The sequence below is a fragment of the Pigmentiphaga daeguensis genome, from assembly GCF_039523035.1.
Lineage (GTDB): Bacteria > Pseudomonadota > Gammaproteobacteria > Burkholderiales > Burkholderiaceae_B > Pigmentiphaga > Pigmentiphaga daeguensis.
Map to the genome: position 1 here is coordinate 32,054 of NZ_BAAAEN010000034.1, position 14,117 is coordinate 46,170.

15 protein-coding genes and 2 pseudogenes are annotated in these 14,117 nt (G+C 67.5%); 9 read left to right on the forward strand and 8 right to left on the reverse strand.

What is annotated here, in order from left to right:
* The first annotated feature begins 55 nt into the window (after window positions 1–55).
* Window positions 56–796, forward strand: a complete 741-nt coding sequence (locus ABD104_RS27315) for an SIMPL domain-containing protein (protein WP_243724367.1) — start codon at window positions 56–58, stop codon at window positions 794–796.
* A 22-nt stretch (window positions 797–818) separates the two neighbouring features.
* Here ABD104_RS27315 and lgt read toward each other — a convergent pair whose 3' ends face one another.
* Window positions 819–1,604 (reverse strand): prolipoprotein diacylglyceryl transferase, encoded by a 786-nt coding sequence (lgt, locus tag ABD104_RS27320; protein WP_087837241.1) that lies wholly within the window; start codon window positions 1,602–1,604, stop codon window positions 819–821.
* A 206-nt stretch (window positions 1,605–1,810) separates the two neighbouring features.
* On the opposite strand from lgt, the gene ABD104_RS27325 reads away from it, so the two are divergent.
* Window positions 1,811–2,137, forward strand: coding sequence for a c-type cytochrome (locus ABD104_RS27325; RefSeq protein ID WP_087837242.1), 327 nt, complete (start codon window positions 1,811–1,813; stop codon window positions 2,135–2,137).
* A 22-nt stretch (window positions 2,138–2,159) separates the two neighbouring features.
* Here the strand turns inward: ABD104_RS27325 and ABD104_RS27330 are convergent, their stop codons facing one another.
* The 3 genes from ABD104_RS27330 to ABD104_RS27340 are packed head-to-tail and all read right to left on the reverse strand — an operon-like array spanning window position 2,160 to window position 4,621.
* A complete protein-coding gene (locus tag ABD104_RS27330) occupies window positions 2,160–3,140 on the reverse strand; it encodes a Bug family tripartite tricarboxylate transporter substrate binding protein (RefSeq protein WP_279817755.1) in 981 nt (326 codons plus the stop codon).
* Between the two features lie 27 nt (window positions 3,141–3,167).
* Window positions 3,168–3,755 (reverse strand): VOC family protein, encoded by a 588-nt coding sequence (locus tag ABD104_RS27335; protein WP_132978951.1) that lies wholly within the window; start codon window positions 3,753–3,755, stop codon window positions 3,168–3,170.
* Window positions 3,752–4,621, reverse strand: coding sequence for an alpha/beta fold hydrolase (locus tag ABD104_RS27340; RefSeq protein ID WP_279817753.1), 870 nt, complete (start codon window positions 4,619–4,621; stop codon window positions 3,752–3,754). Before ABD104_RS27340 ends, ABD104_RS27335 begins: the two co-directional genes overlap by 4 nt.
* Before the next feature lie 82 nt (window positions 4,622–4,703).
* Here ABD104_RS27340 and ABD104_RS27345 point away from each other — a divergent pair, with 82 nt between their 5' ends.
* From ABD104_RS27345 to ABD104_RS27355, 3 genes are all read left to right on the forward strand, one after another.
* Window positions 4,704–5,630, forward strand: coding sequence for a LysR family transcriptional regulator (locus ABD104_RS27345; RefSeq protein WP_132978953.1), 927 nt, complete (start codon window positions 4,704–4,706; stop codon window positions 5,628–5,630).
* Window positions 5,631–5,730: 100 nt separating this feature from the next.
* Window positions 5,731–6,276, forward strand: a complete 546-nt coding sequence (gene msrA, locus ABD104_RS27350; RefSeq protein ID WP_087837244.1) for a peptide-methionine (S)-S-oxide reductase MsrA — start codon at window positions 5,731–5,733, stop codon at window positions 6,274–6,276.
* Window positions 6,277–6,287: 11 nt separating this feature from the next.
* Complete coding sequence (locus tag ABD104_RS27355) at window positions 6,288–7,283, forward strand: Bug family tripartite tricarboxylate transporter substrate binding protein (RefSeq protein ID WP_087837245.1); 996 nt, start codon at window positions 6,288–6,290, stop codon at window positions 7,281–7,283.
* Between the two features lie 135 nt (window positions 7,284–7,418).
* On the opposite strand, the pseudogene ABD104_RS27360 reads toward ABD104_RS27355, so the two are convergent.
* A pseudogene (locus ABD104_RS27360) lies at window positions 7,419–7,571 on the reverse strand (response regulator transcription factor); the annotation flags it as partial.
* 314 nt (window positions 7,572–7,885) lie between these two features.
* Here ABD104_RS27360 and ABD104_RS27365 point away from each other — a divergent pair.
* The 3 genes from ABD104_RS27365 to ABD104_RS27375 all read left to right on the forward strand — a co-directional run bounded on the left by ABD104_RS27365 (window position 7,886) and on the right by ABD104_RS27375 (window position 11,024).
* The gene (locus ABD104_RS27365; RefSeq protein ID WP_132978955.1) at window positions 7,886–8,350 is read left to right on the forward strand and encodes a tripartite tricarboxylate transporter TctB family protein; all 465 of its coding nucleotides are present in this window, start codon (window positions 7,886–7,888) and stop codon (window positions 8,348–8,350) included.
* A 12-nt stretch (window positions 8,351–8,362) separates the two neighbouring features.
* Complete coding sequence (locus ABD104_RS27370) at window positions 8,363–9,865, forward strand: tripartite tricarboxylate transporter permease (protein WP_087837248.1); 1,503 nt, start codon at window positions 8,363–8,365, stop codon at window positions 9,863–9,865.
* Window positions 9,866–10,121: 256 nt separating this feature from the next.
* Window positions 10,122–11,024 carry an NAD(P)-dependent oxidoreductase gene (locus ABD104_RS27375; protein ID WP_343928568.1) on the forward strand — a complete coding sequence of 301 codons (903 nt, stop codon included), beginning with the start codon at window positions 10,122–10,124 and terminating at the stop codon, window positions 11,022–11,024.
* Between the two features lie 47 nt (window positions 11,025–11,071).
* On the opposite strand, the gene mobB is transcribed toward ABD104_RS27375, so the two are convergent.
* From mobB to mobA, 3 genes are read right to left on the reverse strand one after another with little or no spacing between them, the layout of a single operon-like run.
* Complete coding sequence (gene mobB, locus ABD104_RS27380) at window positions 11,072–11,602, reverse strand: molybdopterin-guanine dinucleotide biosynthesis protein B (RefSeq protein WP_087837250.1); 531 nt, start codon at window positions 11,600–11,602, stop codon at window positions 11,072–11,074.
* The gene (gene moeA / locus ABD104_RS27385; protein WP_087837251.1) at window positions 11,602–12,894 is read right to left on the reverse strand and encodes a molybdopterin molybdotransferase MoeA; all 1,293 of its coding nucleotides are present in this window, start codon (window positions 12,892–12,894) and stop codon (window positions 11,602–11,604) included. Before moeA ends, mobB begins: the two co-directional genes overlap by 1 nt.
* Window positions 12,895–12,898: 4 nt before the next feature.
* A complete protein-coding gene (gene mobA / locus ABD104_RS27390; protein ID WP_279817744.1) occupies window positions 12,899–13,486 on the reverse strand; it encodes a molybdenum cofactor guanylyltransferase MobA in 588 nt (195 codons plus the stop codon).
* Window positions 13,487–13,600: 114 nt separating this feature from the next.
* On the opposite strand from mobA, the pseudogene ABD104_RS27395 reads away from it, so the two are divergent.
* Window positions 13,601–14,020 (forward strand): annotated as a pseudogene (locus ABD104_RS27395) (iron-sulfur cluster assembly protein); the annotation flags it as partial.
* Window positions 14,021–14,117 lie beyond the last annotated feature (97 nt).

The following is a 14,117-nucleotide window of genomic DNA, read 5'->3' on the forward strand; positions in this document are numbered from 1 at the left end:
CGGGTCGCGGTGCGCGTGGTCAGCCCTTCCATCAATCAGAACAAGGACTCACACCATGGCTTACCGCCCCACCCTCGCTCCCACCATGCGCCGCGCCCTGTGCGGCGCGGCACTGGCCGCCTCGGCCGCGATGTCGTCCATCGCCGTCGCCCAGGCCGCGCCGGACACCGCCAAGCCCGATCGGCCGACGCTGTCGCTGTCGGCCGCCGCCACCTCGGAAGTGGCGCAGGACAAGGTGACCATCACGCTCGCCAACGAGATCGAGGGCAACGACCAGGCCAAGCTGTCGCAGCAACTCAACCAGTTGCTCGAGACCACGCTGGCCGAAGCCAAGCGCAACACCGCGGTCACCGCGCGCAGCGGCAACTACAACGTCTGGGCCAACACCGATCGCAACGGGCGCATCACCACCTGGCGCGGACGCGCGGAACTGATCCTGGAATCCAAGGACTTCGGCGCCGCCTCCAAGCTGGCCGGTGAACTGAGCCGCCAGATGGCGGTGTCGAACGTGTCGTTCTCGCTGTCGCGCGAGGCGCGCGAGGCCGAAGAGCAGCGCCTGCTGGCCGAAGCGGCCAAGGCCTTCACCACGCGAGCGACCCAGGCCGCCAAGGCATTCGGCTTCTCCGGCTATGCGGTCAAGCAACTCGACCTGAGCGGCAGCGGCACGGTCACGCCCATGCCGCGCGCCTATGCGATGGCGGCTCCCGCCATGGAAGCCAAGGCGGCCGACCTGCCCCTGGAAGGCGGCAAGTCGTCGGTGTCGGTCTCGGTGCGCGGCACGGTCTACCTGCAATAGGCCGTGCCTGCCGGCCGGCGGCTCAGGCCGTCGCCGGCCGGCGCGCCCAGACGAACAGGGCCAGTCCCACCAGCACCATGGGCAGCGACAGCCACTGCCCCATGCTCAACCCCCCCGCCAGGATGCCCAGGAAGCTGTCCGGCTCCCGGGTGTACTCCACCATGAAGCGGAAGAACCCGTAGCCCATCAGGAACACGCCGCTGACCTGGCCCACCGGCCGGGGCTTGCTGGCGAACAGCCAGACCAGCGCGAACAGGGCCAGGCCTTCCAGGCCGACCTCATACAGCTGCGAAGGATGGCGGGCCACGCCGTCGCCGGCCTGCGGAAACACCATGCCCCAGGGCACCGTCGTGGGCCGGCCCCACAACTCGCCGTTGATGAAATTGCCCAGGCGCCCGGCCGCCAGCCCCAGCGGCACCAGCGTCGCGACGAAATCGCCTACCTGCAGGAAACGGAAACCGCGCCGGCGCGCGAACAGCGCCATGACCAGCAGCACGCCCAGCAAGCCGCCATGGAACGACATGCCGCCATGCCAGACCGCGAGAATCTCCAGCGGATGCGCCAGGTAGTAGCCCGGCTTGTAGAACAGGACATAGCCCAGGCGCCCGCCCAGCACGACACCCAGCACGCTGTAGAACAGGAGATCGTCCAGATCGCGCGTCGTAAGCGCCGTCTTGCCGTGGCGGATGCGCCAGCGGCCCAGCGTCCAGGCCAGGAGGAACGCGACCAGGTACATGAGGCCATACCAACGCACCGCCAGGGGTCCGATCTCGAACGCGATGGGAGAAAACTGCGGGTGAACCAACATGTTTGCGCGCGCCTTTCAAGGAAAGGCCGGACGTCTGCCCGGCCACGATGTCTGTCGAACAGTGGCGATCATAACGCCCCTTGTCCCGAGGCCCTGTGACAGATCGACGCAGGCGGCGTCCGAGCCGGTGTACACCCGCTTCGCTTGTATATACTCTGCCCCGTCGAGAAATACGCGCATCGCGCAGCATCCAACGGAGAATCTTCATGTCCATTCGTTCCCTCAGCCTGGGCGCACTGGTGGCCTTGGCCGCCCTGCACACGACCGCCGGAGCGCAGACCACCGGACTCGATCTCGCCAAGGCCAAGAACTGCATGGCCTGTCACAGCGTCGACGCCAAGCTCGTCGGCCCCTCCTATCAAAGCGTGGCGCAACGCTATGCCACGGACTCCGAAGCGGCCGACAAGCTGGTCGCCTCCATCCGCAAGGGCAGCTTCCGCAAGTGGGGCGCCATTCCCATGCCCGCGCAGAACGCCGTCAATGACGACGAGGCGCGCAAGCTGGCTCAGTGGATCCTGACGCTGAAGAACTGACGTTCCCCCGGACTGGCGCGCGTCAGTCCAGCTTCAATCCCAACTCGCGCACCAGCCCGGCATAGCGCCGTGTGTCCGAGGCCAAGACCGCGGCCATGGCCTCGGGCCCCTGGGCCCTGGCCGCCAGGCCGATGGCGGCCAGCTTGTCGTGCACCGCGGCGATCCGGCCCGCCGCCAGCAGGGCCGTCGACAGATCCCGCACCGCCGAGGCCGGAACACCCTGTCTGACGCTCGCGCCTATCCAGGTCTCGCCCACCGCCGACGAATAACCCAGTTCCGCGAAGGTCGGCACCTCGGGCAGGAGTGCCGACCTTTCCGCGCTCGTCACCGCCAGTATCCGCACCTTGCCGGCCTTGTGTGCCGGCGCCAGGTTGACGATGGGATCGAACACCGCCGGAATGTGGCCGGCCATGAGATCCTGTGCCATGGGCGCGCCGCCCTTGTAAGGCACGAAGGTCACCGGGCACCTCTCGCTCCGGCTGAACCCGAATGCCATCAGGTGGCCCTCGCTGCCGACGGCCGCCATACCGCACAAGGACTGCTCGGGCCGCGCCCGGGCCCAGGCGATGAACTCCTGCACCGATCTGACCGGGACGTCGGGATGCACCGCCAGCACCCACGGAAACGTGGCGACGATGCCGACCGGCGCGAAATCCCTGGCGGGCTCGAACGACAGGCTGCGATACAGGGCCGTCGATATGCAATACACATTCAGCGGGGCCAACATGACGGTCGAAGCATCCGGCCGGCTCTGCGCCAGCGCCGTCGCCGCGATGTTGCCGGCGGCCCCCGCGCGGTTCTCGACGACGAAGGTCCCCACGCCGCGCATGGCCTCGGCGTAGACCCGGGCGGTCACGTCTATCGCTCCACCGGGCGGGAAGCCCACCAGCAGACGGACGACATGCTGGGCCAGGGATGTCCGCCAGGGCGTGCCCGCGGCAGCCGCGGCGACCGTCGCGGCAGCAAGCAGCCGCCGCCTTGCGTTGTTGGAATAGCGGTGCATGGTCTCCTCCTTACTGGTCGTCGGGCGCTAGGATGCGTCCGCGTGTTCCCGCAGGGGCATCTGGCCGAGCCAGAATTCGACCCGGGCCGGATCCGCGAACAAGGTGCCCAGTTCGGCGCGGGCCTCGTCCTCGGACTGCAGGACCGAATCGACCACGCCGTCCTGCCGCGGCCCGCGGCTGGTCGCGAACTCCAGGCGAATGCCGTTGGGGTCGTAGAAATAAGCGGACCAGAAACGTCCCCCGAGGGCCACCGGTCCGATGACGTCGACTCCCGCGCCGCGCACATGGGCCAGCAGCGCATCGAACCGCTCGGGTTCGACGTGGAAGGCGACGTGCTGCATCCCGCCGGGCAGGTCGCGGTTCTGGCGCGCCAGCCCGGTCGGATACTCGAAGAACGCCAGCAACTGGTCGTGCCCCATGTCGAAGAAGTAGTGGCGCAGGTTGTCGTACGGAGGCTGGCCCCGATCCTGTTCGAAGGGCACGCGCCGTACGTGCACGAGGCGCATCTGCAGCACGCGGGTATAGAAATCCATGGTGGTGGGCAGGTCGTCGGTGACGAACGCCAGGTGGTCGATTCCGCGCATGGGCGCGGAGCTGCGAGCGGAGGAATTCATAGGGACTCCTGGGACAGAAAGGTCTGGATGGCCTCGAGCACCCCGTCGGGGTTCTCGCCGGCGATGTGGTGCCCGCCCTCGATTTCGCGAGTGCGTATGCGCGGATTGCAGGCCTGGACCGCCGGCAGGGTCTCGGCCGCGAACAGGTCCGACCGGGTTCCCCGCAAGACCAGCGTCGGCACGGAGACGTCGCCCAGCGCGCGCCACAGGTCCACACCGTGCCGCGGCTTCTCGCCGGTTTCCAACTGACGGCGGAACTGATCCCGGAAATGGGGATCGCGCTTGAGCGCATAACCCCCCGGCACCTCGCGCAGATAGGCTTCGAAACGCGGGCGCAACCGGCTGGCGGCGGGCGTGTCGGGATCGGTGCCGAAGTGGCGCATGGCGGCATCCACCGACGGGAAGCTGTCCGGCGTGCCGGCCACGGTCATTGCTACGCGCCGGCTTCCCGCGGGCGCGTTCTCGGGCGACCAGTCGACCAGAACCAGCGCGGCCACGCGCTCGGGCCGACGGGCCGCCAGGCAGGTCGCGCTGCGTCCGCCCATCGAGTGGGCGACCAGGACGGCCCGCGGCCAGCCGAGGTGATCGAGCAGGTTCTCGACGTCCTGAGCCATGGCCGGGATGGAATAGTCCTTCTGCGGACTGAAGGACGAGTCGCCGAAGCCGCGCATGTCCATGGCGCAGCCGGCGCGATCGCTGCCGCACAGCCGCGCGCCGAAATCGACCCAGTCGTACGAGAAGTACGACAGGCCGTGGATGAACACGACGGGCGTGGCCTGGGCGGGTCGCGGCCCGGGGCCGAAAAGACGGTATGCCAGTTGGACGTCCCCGGAAGGACAGCGGGCCTGGAGATGGGGGGCGAGCATGGGACGAGACTCCGGAAAAATTCGCCACGCCATGATCTAGAATGGCGCTCATGCTGTCGATGTCACGCCGATCATTCTCTTCATGAACTTTGTGCATATCCACCAACTGGAATTGACGCAGTTGCAACTGCTTGATGCGCTGCGCACGGGTGGCAGCGTCTCGAAAGCCGCCGATGCGCTGGGCCTGACCCAATCGGCGGCCAGCCACTCTCTGGCGCGGCTACGCAGGACCCTGGGCGATCCGCTGTTCGTACGGACGCCGGGCGGCATGGTGCCCACGCCGCGGGGTGCCCGCATCGCGGACGCCGCCCGCTCCGCGCTGGCCACGCTTGGCGAGGCCCTGCGCGATACCGGCAGCTTCGACCCGGCCACGGCCGAGCGGATATTCCGCGTCTATATGAATGAAGTGGGGCAGATGGTCATGCTGCCCAGGCTGCTCGACCACTTGCGCCGGCACGCCCCAGGCATCGCGCTGAAGATCGGCACGCTGCCCGACCACCAGCCCGGGGCCCTGCTTGAGAGCGGCGAGGTCGACCTGGCCGTCGGCCATATCACGGCCCTGAGCGCGGGCTTCCACCAGCGGTTGCTGTTCCATGAACACTATGTGTGCGCCGTTTCCCCCGACCATCCGCGCTTCGCCGCCGGCATGACGGAAGCCGGCTTCCGCGAAGCCCGCCACGCAGTGACAGGCACCGGCGCGATGGCCCATCGTGTCGTCGAGGAGGCGCTGCGCCGGCACGGCATCGTGCGCCGCATCGGGCTGGAGGCCCCCGAATTCATCGCCCTTCCCTTCATCATCCCGTCGTCCGACCTGGTCGTCACGATGCCCAGCGGCCTGGCCGACCAGTTGGCCGGCGCCATGCCGCTGCGCATCCTGCCGCCTCCCGTGCCGCTGCCCTCGTACGAGATCCGGATGTTCTGGCACGAACGCGCGCATCACGACGCCGCCAACGTCTGGCTGAGACAGCTGTTCGCAGAGCTGTTCCGGCAACCTCGCGCCGCGTCCTGAACGCCGGAATCGACATCCATGGCACCCTGTCGGCCCACAGGGAACGCATACACTATCGTCATGGGCGCCCCTGGCGCCGGCTCTCTCGAAGAGGACGATCATGCCCGCACAAGTCGACAAAGCCGTGTTCGGCGGTGGCTGCTTCTGGTGTATCGAAGCGGTGTTCCAGCAGATCGAGGGCGTGCTGCGCGCCGATTCCGGCTATGCCGGGGGGCACGTGGACAACCCCACGTACGAGCAGGTCTGCGACGGCGATACCGGCCACATCGAGGTGGTCACCGTCACCTACGATCCGGCTGCCATCACCTATCACGAACTGCTGGAAATCTTCTTCGCCTCGCACGACCCGACCACCGTGGACCGCCAGGGCAACGACGTCGGACCGCAGTATCGCTCGGCCATCTTCTGGCAGACCCCGGCGCAGGAAGCGGCGGCGCGCGAGGTGATCGCCGACCTCGAGGCGCGGCAGGTATTCGGCTCGCCCATCGTGACCCGGCTGCTGCCCCCGGCCACGGTCTGGCCGGCGGAGGACTATCACCGCGACTACTTCCTGCGCAATCCCGGCCAGGGCTATTGCGCCTTCGTGGTGGCGCCCAAGGTGGCCAAGATGCGCAAGAATTTCGCCCACAAGCTCAAGCAATCCTGAAGGAACCCCTCATGAACCGACGCCGGGCCTTGCTCGCCGGCGGCGCCATGGTCGCGGCGGCCTGCCTGTCCGCGCCGGCCGCCGCGCAGGACGCCGCCTATCCCACGCGCCCCATCCGCTTCGTGGTCCCGTATCCGCCCGGCGGCCCGCTGGACATCATGGCGCGCGCGCTGGCGGAAAAGATCCGCCCCACGCTGGGCCAGCCCGTGGTCGTCGAGAACAGGCCGGGCGCCGGCGGCAACATCGGCGCCGATCTCGTCGCCAAGTCGGCGCCCGACGGCTACACGCTGGTGATGGGGGCGGTCGCCACGCATGCGATCAACCCGGCGCTCTTCCCCTCGATTCCCTACGATCCGGTCAAGGACTTCGCCCCCATCGTGCTCGTGGCCTCGGTGCCCAACGTGCTGGTGATGAACCCCGCCACGGCCGCCAGGCTGGGCATCCAGACCGTGCAGGACCTGATCGGCTACGCCCGGCGCAACCCGGGCAGGCTCAACATGGGCTCGGGCGGCAACGGCAGCGCGGGGCACCTGGCGGGGGAATTGCTGAAGACCCGTGCCGGCGTATTCGCCGCGCACATCCCCTATGCCGGCGCCACGCCGGCGCAGGTGGCGCTGATGAGCGGACAGACGGACTTCATGTTCGACAATCTCGCGGCCGCCTCGCCGCTCATCGCCGCCGGCAAGCTCAAGGCCCTGGCGGTCACCACGGCGGCCCGGTCGCGCCTGCTGCCCGAGGTGCCGACCATGATGCAGGCCGGCGTGCCGGACTTCGACCTGGGAACGTGGTTCGGGATCTTCGCGCCGGCGCACACGCCGGAGGCCGTGGTGCAAAAACTCCATAATGAATACGCGCGGGCGCTCGGCGGCGCCGACATGCGCCGGCGCCTGGCCGACATGGGCTCGGACGCCGAACCCGGCACGCCAGCGTCGCTGGCCGCGCTGGTGCAGTCCGACCTGCGCAAGTACGCCGAGATCGTCAGGATCTCGGGCGCCAAGCTGAACTGAGCAGGGGGCCGGATGCAGGTCCGGCCCCTCTGCTCAATCAGCGCGGTGGTCCCAGCGGTCGGTTCCGCCCTCGGCCACCCGCAGCCCCTGCATCTCGGCCACCACGGCCATCCTGTCCGTGTGCATGCGCCAGACCAGCTCGACGGCGTTGCGCACGCCCAGCTTGGCCAGCACCCGCGCGCGGTGGACCTCGACCGTCCGGATGGATATGCCCAGCCGGTCGGCGATCACCTTGTTGGCACGTCCCTCGACCAGCAGGTCCATGACTTCGCGTTCCCGCGGCGTCAGAGACTTGCCGCGTTCCTGGCCATCGTCCCACCCGTGCATCGCCTTCATCGTGCTTCCCCTTCATTGGATAACCTTGCCGTGGGAAGGGCTTCGCGCCCCCCAGGGGAAGTCTGCACGACACGTCGGATGCGAAAAAGCTGTCAAGGCTGACAGGAGTCTGAACATCCTATGGATCAATTTGGCACAAAGTTGTGCCGATCCATCATTTTTCGGGAAAACCCCGACTCATTGCGAGCAATTTCGTTATTCACGCCAGCTTCGCGTGAGCTAACATGCCGGCCTTGCAAGTGAAGTCAGATAGGAGCCCACTTCCAATGCGCATTCAGTCAAAACAAAATTTCTGGTCCGGGGTGATGTTCGTCTTCCTCGGGCTATTTTTTGCCGGGTTCGCCGTTGATTACCAGATGGGCACGGCAGCCAAGATGGGGCCGGGCTACTTCCCGTTCTGGCTGGGCGTGATCCTGGCGATCCTCGGTGCGATCATCGGCATCTCCGGCCTGTCGCCCAAGGCCGAGCCCACGGAAATCCCGAAACTCAATCTCAAGACCACGGGCATCATCCTGGGCAACGTGGTCCTGTTCGGCATCCTGCTCCGTCCGCTGGGCGTGTACGTGTCGGCGTTCCTGCTCGTGCTGCTGTCCAGCATGGCCAGCCACGAATTCAAGTGGAAGGTCGCGATCATCAACGGCATCTGCCTGGTGGTCGCCGTCCACCTCATCTTCATTGTGGGCCTGGGTCTGATCTTCCCGCTGTGGCCTTCGTTTCTCGGTTTGAACTAAGGAAAGCCATCCATGGAAGTGTTAGAGCACTTGGCCCTAGGTTTTGAAACGGCGCTCTCGTTTCAGAACATCATCTACGCATTTCTCGGTTGCCTGATCGGCACCTTGGTGGGCGTGCTGCCCGGCTTGGGTCCCGTTCCGACCATCGCGATGCTGCTGCCCATCACCTACGCGCTGCCCCCGGTGGCCGGCCTGATCATGCTGGCCGGCATCTACTACGGCGCCCAGTACGGCGGTTCGACCACCGCCATCCTGGTGAACCTGCCGGGTGAAACCTCCGCAGTGGTGACCTGCCTGGATGGCTACCAGATGGCGCGGAACGGCCGCGCCGGACAGGCGCTGGCCATTGCGGCCATCGGGTCGTTCTTCGCCGGCTGCGTGGGTACGCTGCTGATCGCCGCCTTCGCGCCCCCGCTGGCCGAAGTGGCCTTCCAGTTCGGTCCCGCGGAATACTTCTCGCTGATGTGCCTGGGCTTGGTCGGTGCGGTCGTGCTGGCGTCGGGTTCGCTGATCAAGGCCATCTGCATGATCTTGCTGGGCCTGCTGATCGGCATGGTCGGCACGGACGTGAACTCGGGCGTGGCCCGCTTCTCGTTCGGCATCCCGGAACTGACCGACGGCATCGACTTCGCCGCGGTCGCCATGGGTGTGTTCGGCTTCTCGGAAATCATCAACAACGTCGAGCAGAAGGAAGAGCGCGAAGTCTTCCTGGACAAGATCGGCCACCTGTACCCCACCTGGCCCGACCTCAAGGAAGCCGCGCCCGCCATCATCCGCGGCACGGCCATCGGCTCGGCCCTGGGCATCCTGCCCGGCGGCGGCGCGGTGATGTCCTCGTTCGCCTCGTACACGGTGGAAAAGAAGCTCGCCAAGGATCCCTCCAGCTTCGGCAAGGGCAACATCCGCGGCGTGGCGGGTCCGGAATCGGCCAACAACGCCGGCTCGCAGACCTCCTTCATCCCGCTGCTGACGCTGGGTATCCCGGGTAACGCGATCATGGCCCTGATGGTCGGCGCCATGACCATCCACAACATCCAGCCTGGTCCCCAGGTCATGACCAGCAACCCGGACCTGTTCTGGGGCCTGATCGTGTCGATGTGGATCGGCAACCTGATGCTGGTGATCCTGAACCTGCCGCTGATCGGTATCTGGGTCAAGCTGCTGAAGGTGCCCTATCCCATCCTGTTCCCGGCCATCCTGCTGATCTGCTCGATCGGTGTCTACACGCTGAACTACAACGTGTTCGACATCTGGATGACGGCAGCCTTCGGCCTGATCGGCTACATCTGGTCCAAGCTGAAGTGCGAAGGCGCTCCCCTGCTGCTGGGCTTGGTGCTGGGTCCCATGATGGAAGAGAACTTCCGCCGCGCCCTGCTCCTGTCGCGTGGTGACTTCACGACCTTCGTGACCCGCCCGCTGTCGGCGACCCTGCTGGTCATCGCCGTCATCCTGGTGCTGATCGTGGCCTCGCCCACGATCCGCAAGAAGCGCGAAGAAACCTTCGTCGAAGACTGACGACACACCAGCCGCTCCGGCGGCTGCAAGAAAAAAGGCGCCTCCGGGCGCCTTTTTTCATTGCCGGGCCGCCCCAAGATGAAAAACGCCCCCTTGGGGGGCAGCGCCGCCGCGAAGCGGCAAGCGTGGGGGCCATTTTTCATTGCCGGGCCGCCCCAGGACCGCCCCCTCGGGAGCCGCACCGCCCACCTTCGCCATCCGGCGGAAACAGGCACCCCGGACGCTATACACTTGCCTCTGGCAATGGAGAATCAGCATGGCATCGATTGGCACCAAGACCTACGACAGCACCTCCCCGCTCAACGTCAGCTTCATCGGCCTGGGCGTCATGGGCTTTCCCATGGCCGGCCACCTGACCCAGGCCGGGCATGCGGTCCGGGTCTACAACCGCACCCCGTCCAAGGCCCGCGACTGGGTACAGGAGTTCGGCGGCAGCCACGCGCCGACGCCGCGCGAGGCCGCCCAGGACGCGGACATGGTCTTCGTGTGCGTCGGCAACGACGACGACCTGCGCAGCGTCGTGCTGGGCGCCGATGGCGCCCTGGCGGGCATGAAGCCCGGCTCGCTGCTGGTGGACCACACCACGGCCTCGGCCAAGGTCGCGCGCGAACTGTACGCCACGGCCCAGGACCAGGAAATCGCTTTCATCGACGCTCCCGTCTCGGGCGGCCAGGCCGGCGCGGTCAACGGCGTGCTCACGGTGATGTGCGGCGGCGATGCCGACGCGTTCGAGCGCATGAAGCCCGTGGCGCAGGCCTACTCGCGGGCCGTCACGCTGGTCGGCGAGCCCGGTGCCGGCCAGCTGGCCAAGATGGTCAACCAGATCTGCATCGCCGGATTGGTGCAGGGCCTGTCCGAGGGCATTGCATTCGGACAGAAGGCCGGCCTGGACATGAAACTCGTGCTGGACGTCATATCCAAGGGGGCGGCGCAAAGCTGGCAGATGGAAAACCGCGGCGCGACCATGGTGGACGGCCAGTTCGACTTCGGCTTCGCGGTGGACTGGATGCGCAAGGATCTGGGCCTGGTGCTGGACGAGAGCCGCAGCAATGGCGCACGGCTGCCCGTGACGGCCCTGGTCGACCAGTTCTATGCCGACGTGCAGCAGATGGGCGGCAGCCGCTGGGACACGTCATCCCTGATTAAACGGCTGGGGTAGGCCCTCCTACGCGCTCACGCGCGCCGGCATGGTGAACGGTCGTCTGTTTACGCGCGCAGAGCGGCCAAGGTTCGTTCCATGGGCCAGGCCAGGTCCACGACCAGGTTGGCGATGCCGGGCAGGTCGTCCAGGTCGACGAAGGGCAGCGATGCCTGGCCCGCGGGAGGCACGTCGCTGACGACGGCGCCTATGCTGGCGTCGTCGGGATACAGCCACGGCTTGCCGTTGGCGGCGCGGTGGATCTCGATCTTGACGTGCGGATCGCGCTTGAAGCCCTCGACCAGGATGAAATCGACGGGCGAAAACTTGTTCAGCAGCTCGCCCAGGCGGGGCTCGGCCTGGCCGCGCAGTTCGTGCATCAGCGCCCAGCGGCTGCCCGATGCGACCAGCACTTCCCCGGCACCGGCCTCGCGGTGTCGATGGGAGTCCTTGCCCGGCTTGTCGATGTCGAACGAATGGTGCGCGTGCTTGAGCGTCGACACGCTGTAGCCCTTCTCCCGCAGCGCGGGAATCAGCCTCGTCAGCAATGTGGTTTTGCCGGCTCCGCTCCACCCGGCCAGTCCCAGGACGCGCGTCATCAGATCAGTCCGTCGAAAGGCAGGACGTCGACCAGCTCGCCGGCCGCCACGTTGCCTTGCTCGTGCCCCAGCACGACCAGGCCGTTGGCCTGGCTCATGCTGCGCAGGATGCCCGACCCCTGCGAACCGGTGATGCGCACTTCCCAGCCGCCGTTCGCGGCGGGCGTGACGATGCCTCGCTGGTATTCGGTACGCCCCGGCTTCTTGCGGATGGCCCCCGCGCTGGCCGCGCGCAGCATGGGCAGCGGCTGGGCCGGCGCGCCTGCCATGGCCAGGAGGGCATCGCGCACCAGCGCGTAGAAAGTCACCATCACCGCCACGGGGTTGCCCGGCAGGCCGAACAGGATGGCGCTACGCCCGCCGGTATCGATGCGGCCGATGGCCATGGGGCGCCCCGGCCGCATGGCGATGCGCCAGAACAGCACGTCGCCCAGCCTGGCCATGATGGCCTTGGTGTAGTCGGCCTCGCCCACGCTCACGCCGCCCGACGTGATGACCACGTCGGCCTGCGCGGCCGCGTCGCGGAACGCGGACTCGAGCGCCTGCGGATCGTCGCGCACCACGCCCATGTCGAGCACGTCGACGCCCAGCCGCTGGAGCATGCCCCACAGCGTGTAGCGATTGCTGTCGTACACGCAGCCCGGATCGAGCGGCTCGCCGATCGAGCGCAGTTCGTTGCCGGTGGAGAAGAACGCCACGCGCAGGCGGCGCCAGACCGGCACCTCGGCCCGGCCGAGCGAGGCCAGCATGCCGAGGTCCGCCGGACGCAGCACGCGGCCGGCGGACAGGGCCACGTCGCCGCGGGCCAGGTCCTCTCCCGCCAGCCGGCGGTTCTCGCCGGCCTTGACCGCGCCCGCGGGCACGACGATACGGTCGCCATCCTGGCGGACGAATTCCTGCGGGATCACGGTATCGAGCCCGTCGGGCATGGTGGCGCCGGTCATGATCCGCACGCACTGCCCGGACGCCACGCTGCCCGTGTAGGCATTGCCGGCCAGGCCGCTGCCCACGACCTGCAAGGCCGTATCGCCGCCGGCGGCCAGGTCGGAACCGTAGAACGCGTAGCCATCCATGGCCGAGTTGTCGTGGGCCGGCACGTCGATGTCGGACACGATGTCGCGCGCCAGCACGCGCCCCATCGCCGAGCGCAACGCCAGCATCTCCACGCCCTCCACGCGCGGCACCAGCCGGGCGATGAATTCGCGGGCCTGCTCGACCGGCAGCGCATTCGGGTCGTAGCCGCTGACACAGGACGAGATTTCTTCTAGCGAGGGGGCGGGCTTGTCGTTCATGGCATCAGAGCTGCTGCAATTCGGCGATCGTGTTGGCGCCCGCGAAAGCCGCGGGGTCGTCGAAGAGGACCTCGACACAGCGATGGGTGGCGGTCCACTTGTCGATCTTGCGTCCCCCCGCGGCGGTGAAGGCCACGAGACTGTCCAGCAGCTCCGCCCGCAGCAGGCAGAACACCGGCTGGGTCCGCACGGCGCCGTCCTGGCGGGTGGCCACCATGGCGATCTCGGCGCCGGCCGCCTCCAGTTCGCCGGCCAGACGGGCGACGAGATCTTCGGGAAACTTCGGCGTATCGCAAGGCACCGTGACCAGGTAGGCGGTCTCGCAGTGCTCGAGCCCGGTCAGGAACCCGGCCAGCGGCCCCGCGTAGTCGGGCAGCGCGTCGGGCCACACCGGCACGCCCATGGATTCGTAGGCAGCCAGGTTGCGGTTGGCGTTGACCAGGACCTGCCCCACCTGGGGCCCCAGCCTGAGCAGCGCATGCATGGCCATCGGAATGCCCTGGTAGTTCTGCAGGCCCTTGTCGACACCGCCCATGCGGCTGCCGCGCCCGCCCGCCAGGATCAGGCCGGTAATGGAGTCCTTGTCGATCATGCGGCTGAGTATAGACGAGGCGCCTGCGGATTTCGCCGCCCGCGGGCTGGTGGTCTAATATCCCTCATCGGCCTGCGATACGCAGCCTCCCACTCACGAGTCCGCCCCCTTCCCATGGCCACATCCGATTCCCTGCTCCAGGCCCTGCAAACCGTCGTCGATCCCAATACCGGCAAGGATTTCGTCTCGACGCGAGCCATCAAGAACATCGAGATCAACGGCGGCGACGTCTCCTTCGACGTCCTGCTCGGCTATCCCGCCAAGAGCCAGATCCCCGCCCTGCGCAGCGCGCTGATCGCGGCGGCCCGCACCGTGCCCGGCATCTCCAACGTCAGCGCCAACGTGCGCAGCGAGATCATCGCCCACGCGGTCCAGCGCGGCGTGCCGCTGCTGCAGGGCGTCAAGAACATCGTCGCCGTCGCCTCGGGCAAGGGCGGCGTGGGCAAGAGCACCACGGCCGTCAACCTGGCTCTGGCCCTGGCGGCCGAAGGCGCGCGCGTCGGCCTGCTCGACGCCGACATCTACGGCCCCAGCTGTCGAGTCCCGGACGATCATAAGGCCGCCGATGGAACAAATGAGGGTGTGAATCATACCACCCACTCATAGCCTGCATAGGCGTCTTGCTCTGCAG

Bases quoted from the DNA above. Each gene is read 5' to 3' on its own strand.
- ABD104_RS27335 (WP_132978951.1), bottom strand. From the start codon at position 3,755: ATGAATTCCTCCGCTCGCAGCTCCGCGCCCATGCGCGGAATCGACCAC.
- ABD104_RS27370 (WP_087837248.1), top strand. From the start codon at position 8,363: ATGGAAGTGTTAGAGCACTTGGCCCTAGGTTTTGAAACGGCGCTCTCG.
- ABD104_RS27355 (WP_087837245.1), top strand. From the start codon at position 6,288: ATGAACCGACGCCGGGCCTTGCTCGCCGGCGGCGCCATGGTCGCGGCG.
- ABD104_RS27340 (WP_279817753.1), bottom strand. From the start codon at position 4,621: ATGCTCGCCCCCCATCTCCAGGCCCGCTGTCCTTCCGGGGACGTCCAA.
- ABD104_RS27375 (WP_343928568.1), top strand. From the start codon at position 10,122: ATGGCATCGATTGGCACCAAGACCTACGACAGCACCTCCCCGCTCAAC.
- mobA (WP_279817744.1), bottom strand. From the start codon at position 13,486: ATGATCGACAAGGACTCCATTACCGGCCTGATCCTGGCGGGCGGGCGC.
- msrA (WP_087837244.1), top strand. From the start codon at position 5,731: ATGCCCGCACAAGTCGACAAAGCCGTGTTCGGCGGTGGCTGCTTCTGG.
- ABD104_RS27365 (WP_132978955.1), top strand. From the start codon at position 7,886: ATGCGCATTCAGTCAAAACAAAATTTCTGGTCCGGGGTGATGTTCGTC.
- ABD104_RS27315 (WP_243724367.1), top strand. From the start codon at position 56: ATGGCTTACCGCCCCACCCTCGCTCCCACCATGCGCCGCGCCCTGTGC.
- moeA (WP_087837251.1), bottom strand. From the start codon at position 12,894: ATGAACGACAAGCCCGCCCCCTCGCTAGAAGAAATCTCGTCCTGTGTC.
- ABD104_RS27325 (WP_087837242.1), top strand. From the start codon at position 1,811: ATGTCCATTCGTTCCCTCAGCCTGGGCGCACTGGTGGCCTTGGCCGCC.
- mobB (WP_087837250.1), bottom strand. From the start codon at position 11,602: ATGACGCGCGTCCTGGGACTGGCCGGGTGGAGCGGAGCCGGCAAAACC.
- ABD104_RS27345 (WP_132978953.1), top strand. From the start codon at position 4,704: ATGAACTTTGTGCATATCCACCAACTGGAATTGACGCAGTTGCAACTG.
- lgt (WP_087837241.1), bottom strand. From the start codon at position 1,604: ATGTTGGTTCACCCGCAGTTTTCTCCCATCGCGTTCGAGATCGGACCC.
- ABD104_RS27330 (WP_279817755.1), bottom strand. From the start codon at position 3,140: ATGCACCGCTATTCCAACAACGCAAGGCGGCGGCTGCTTGCTGCCGCG.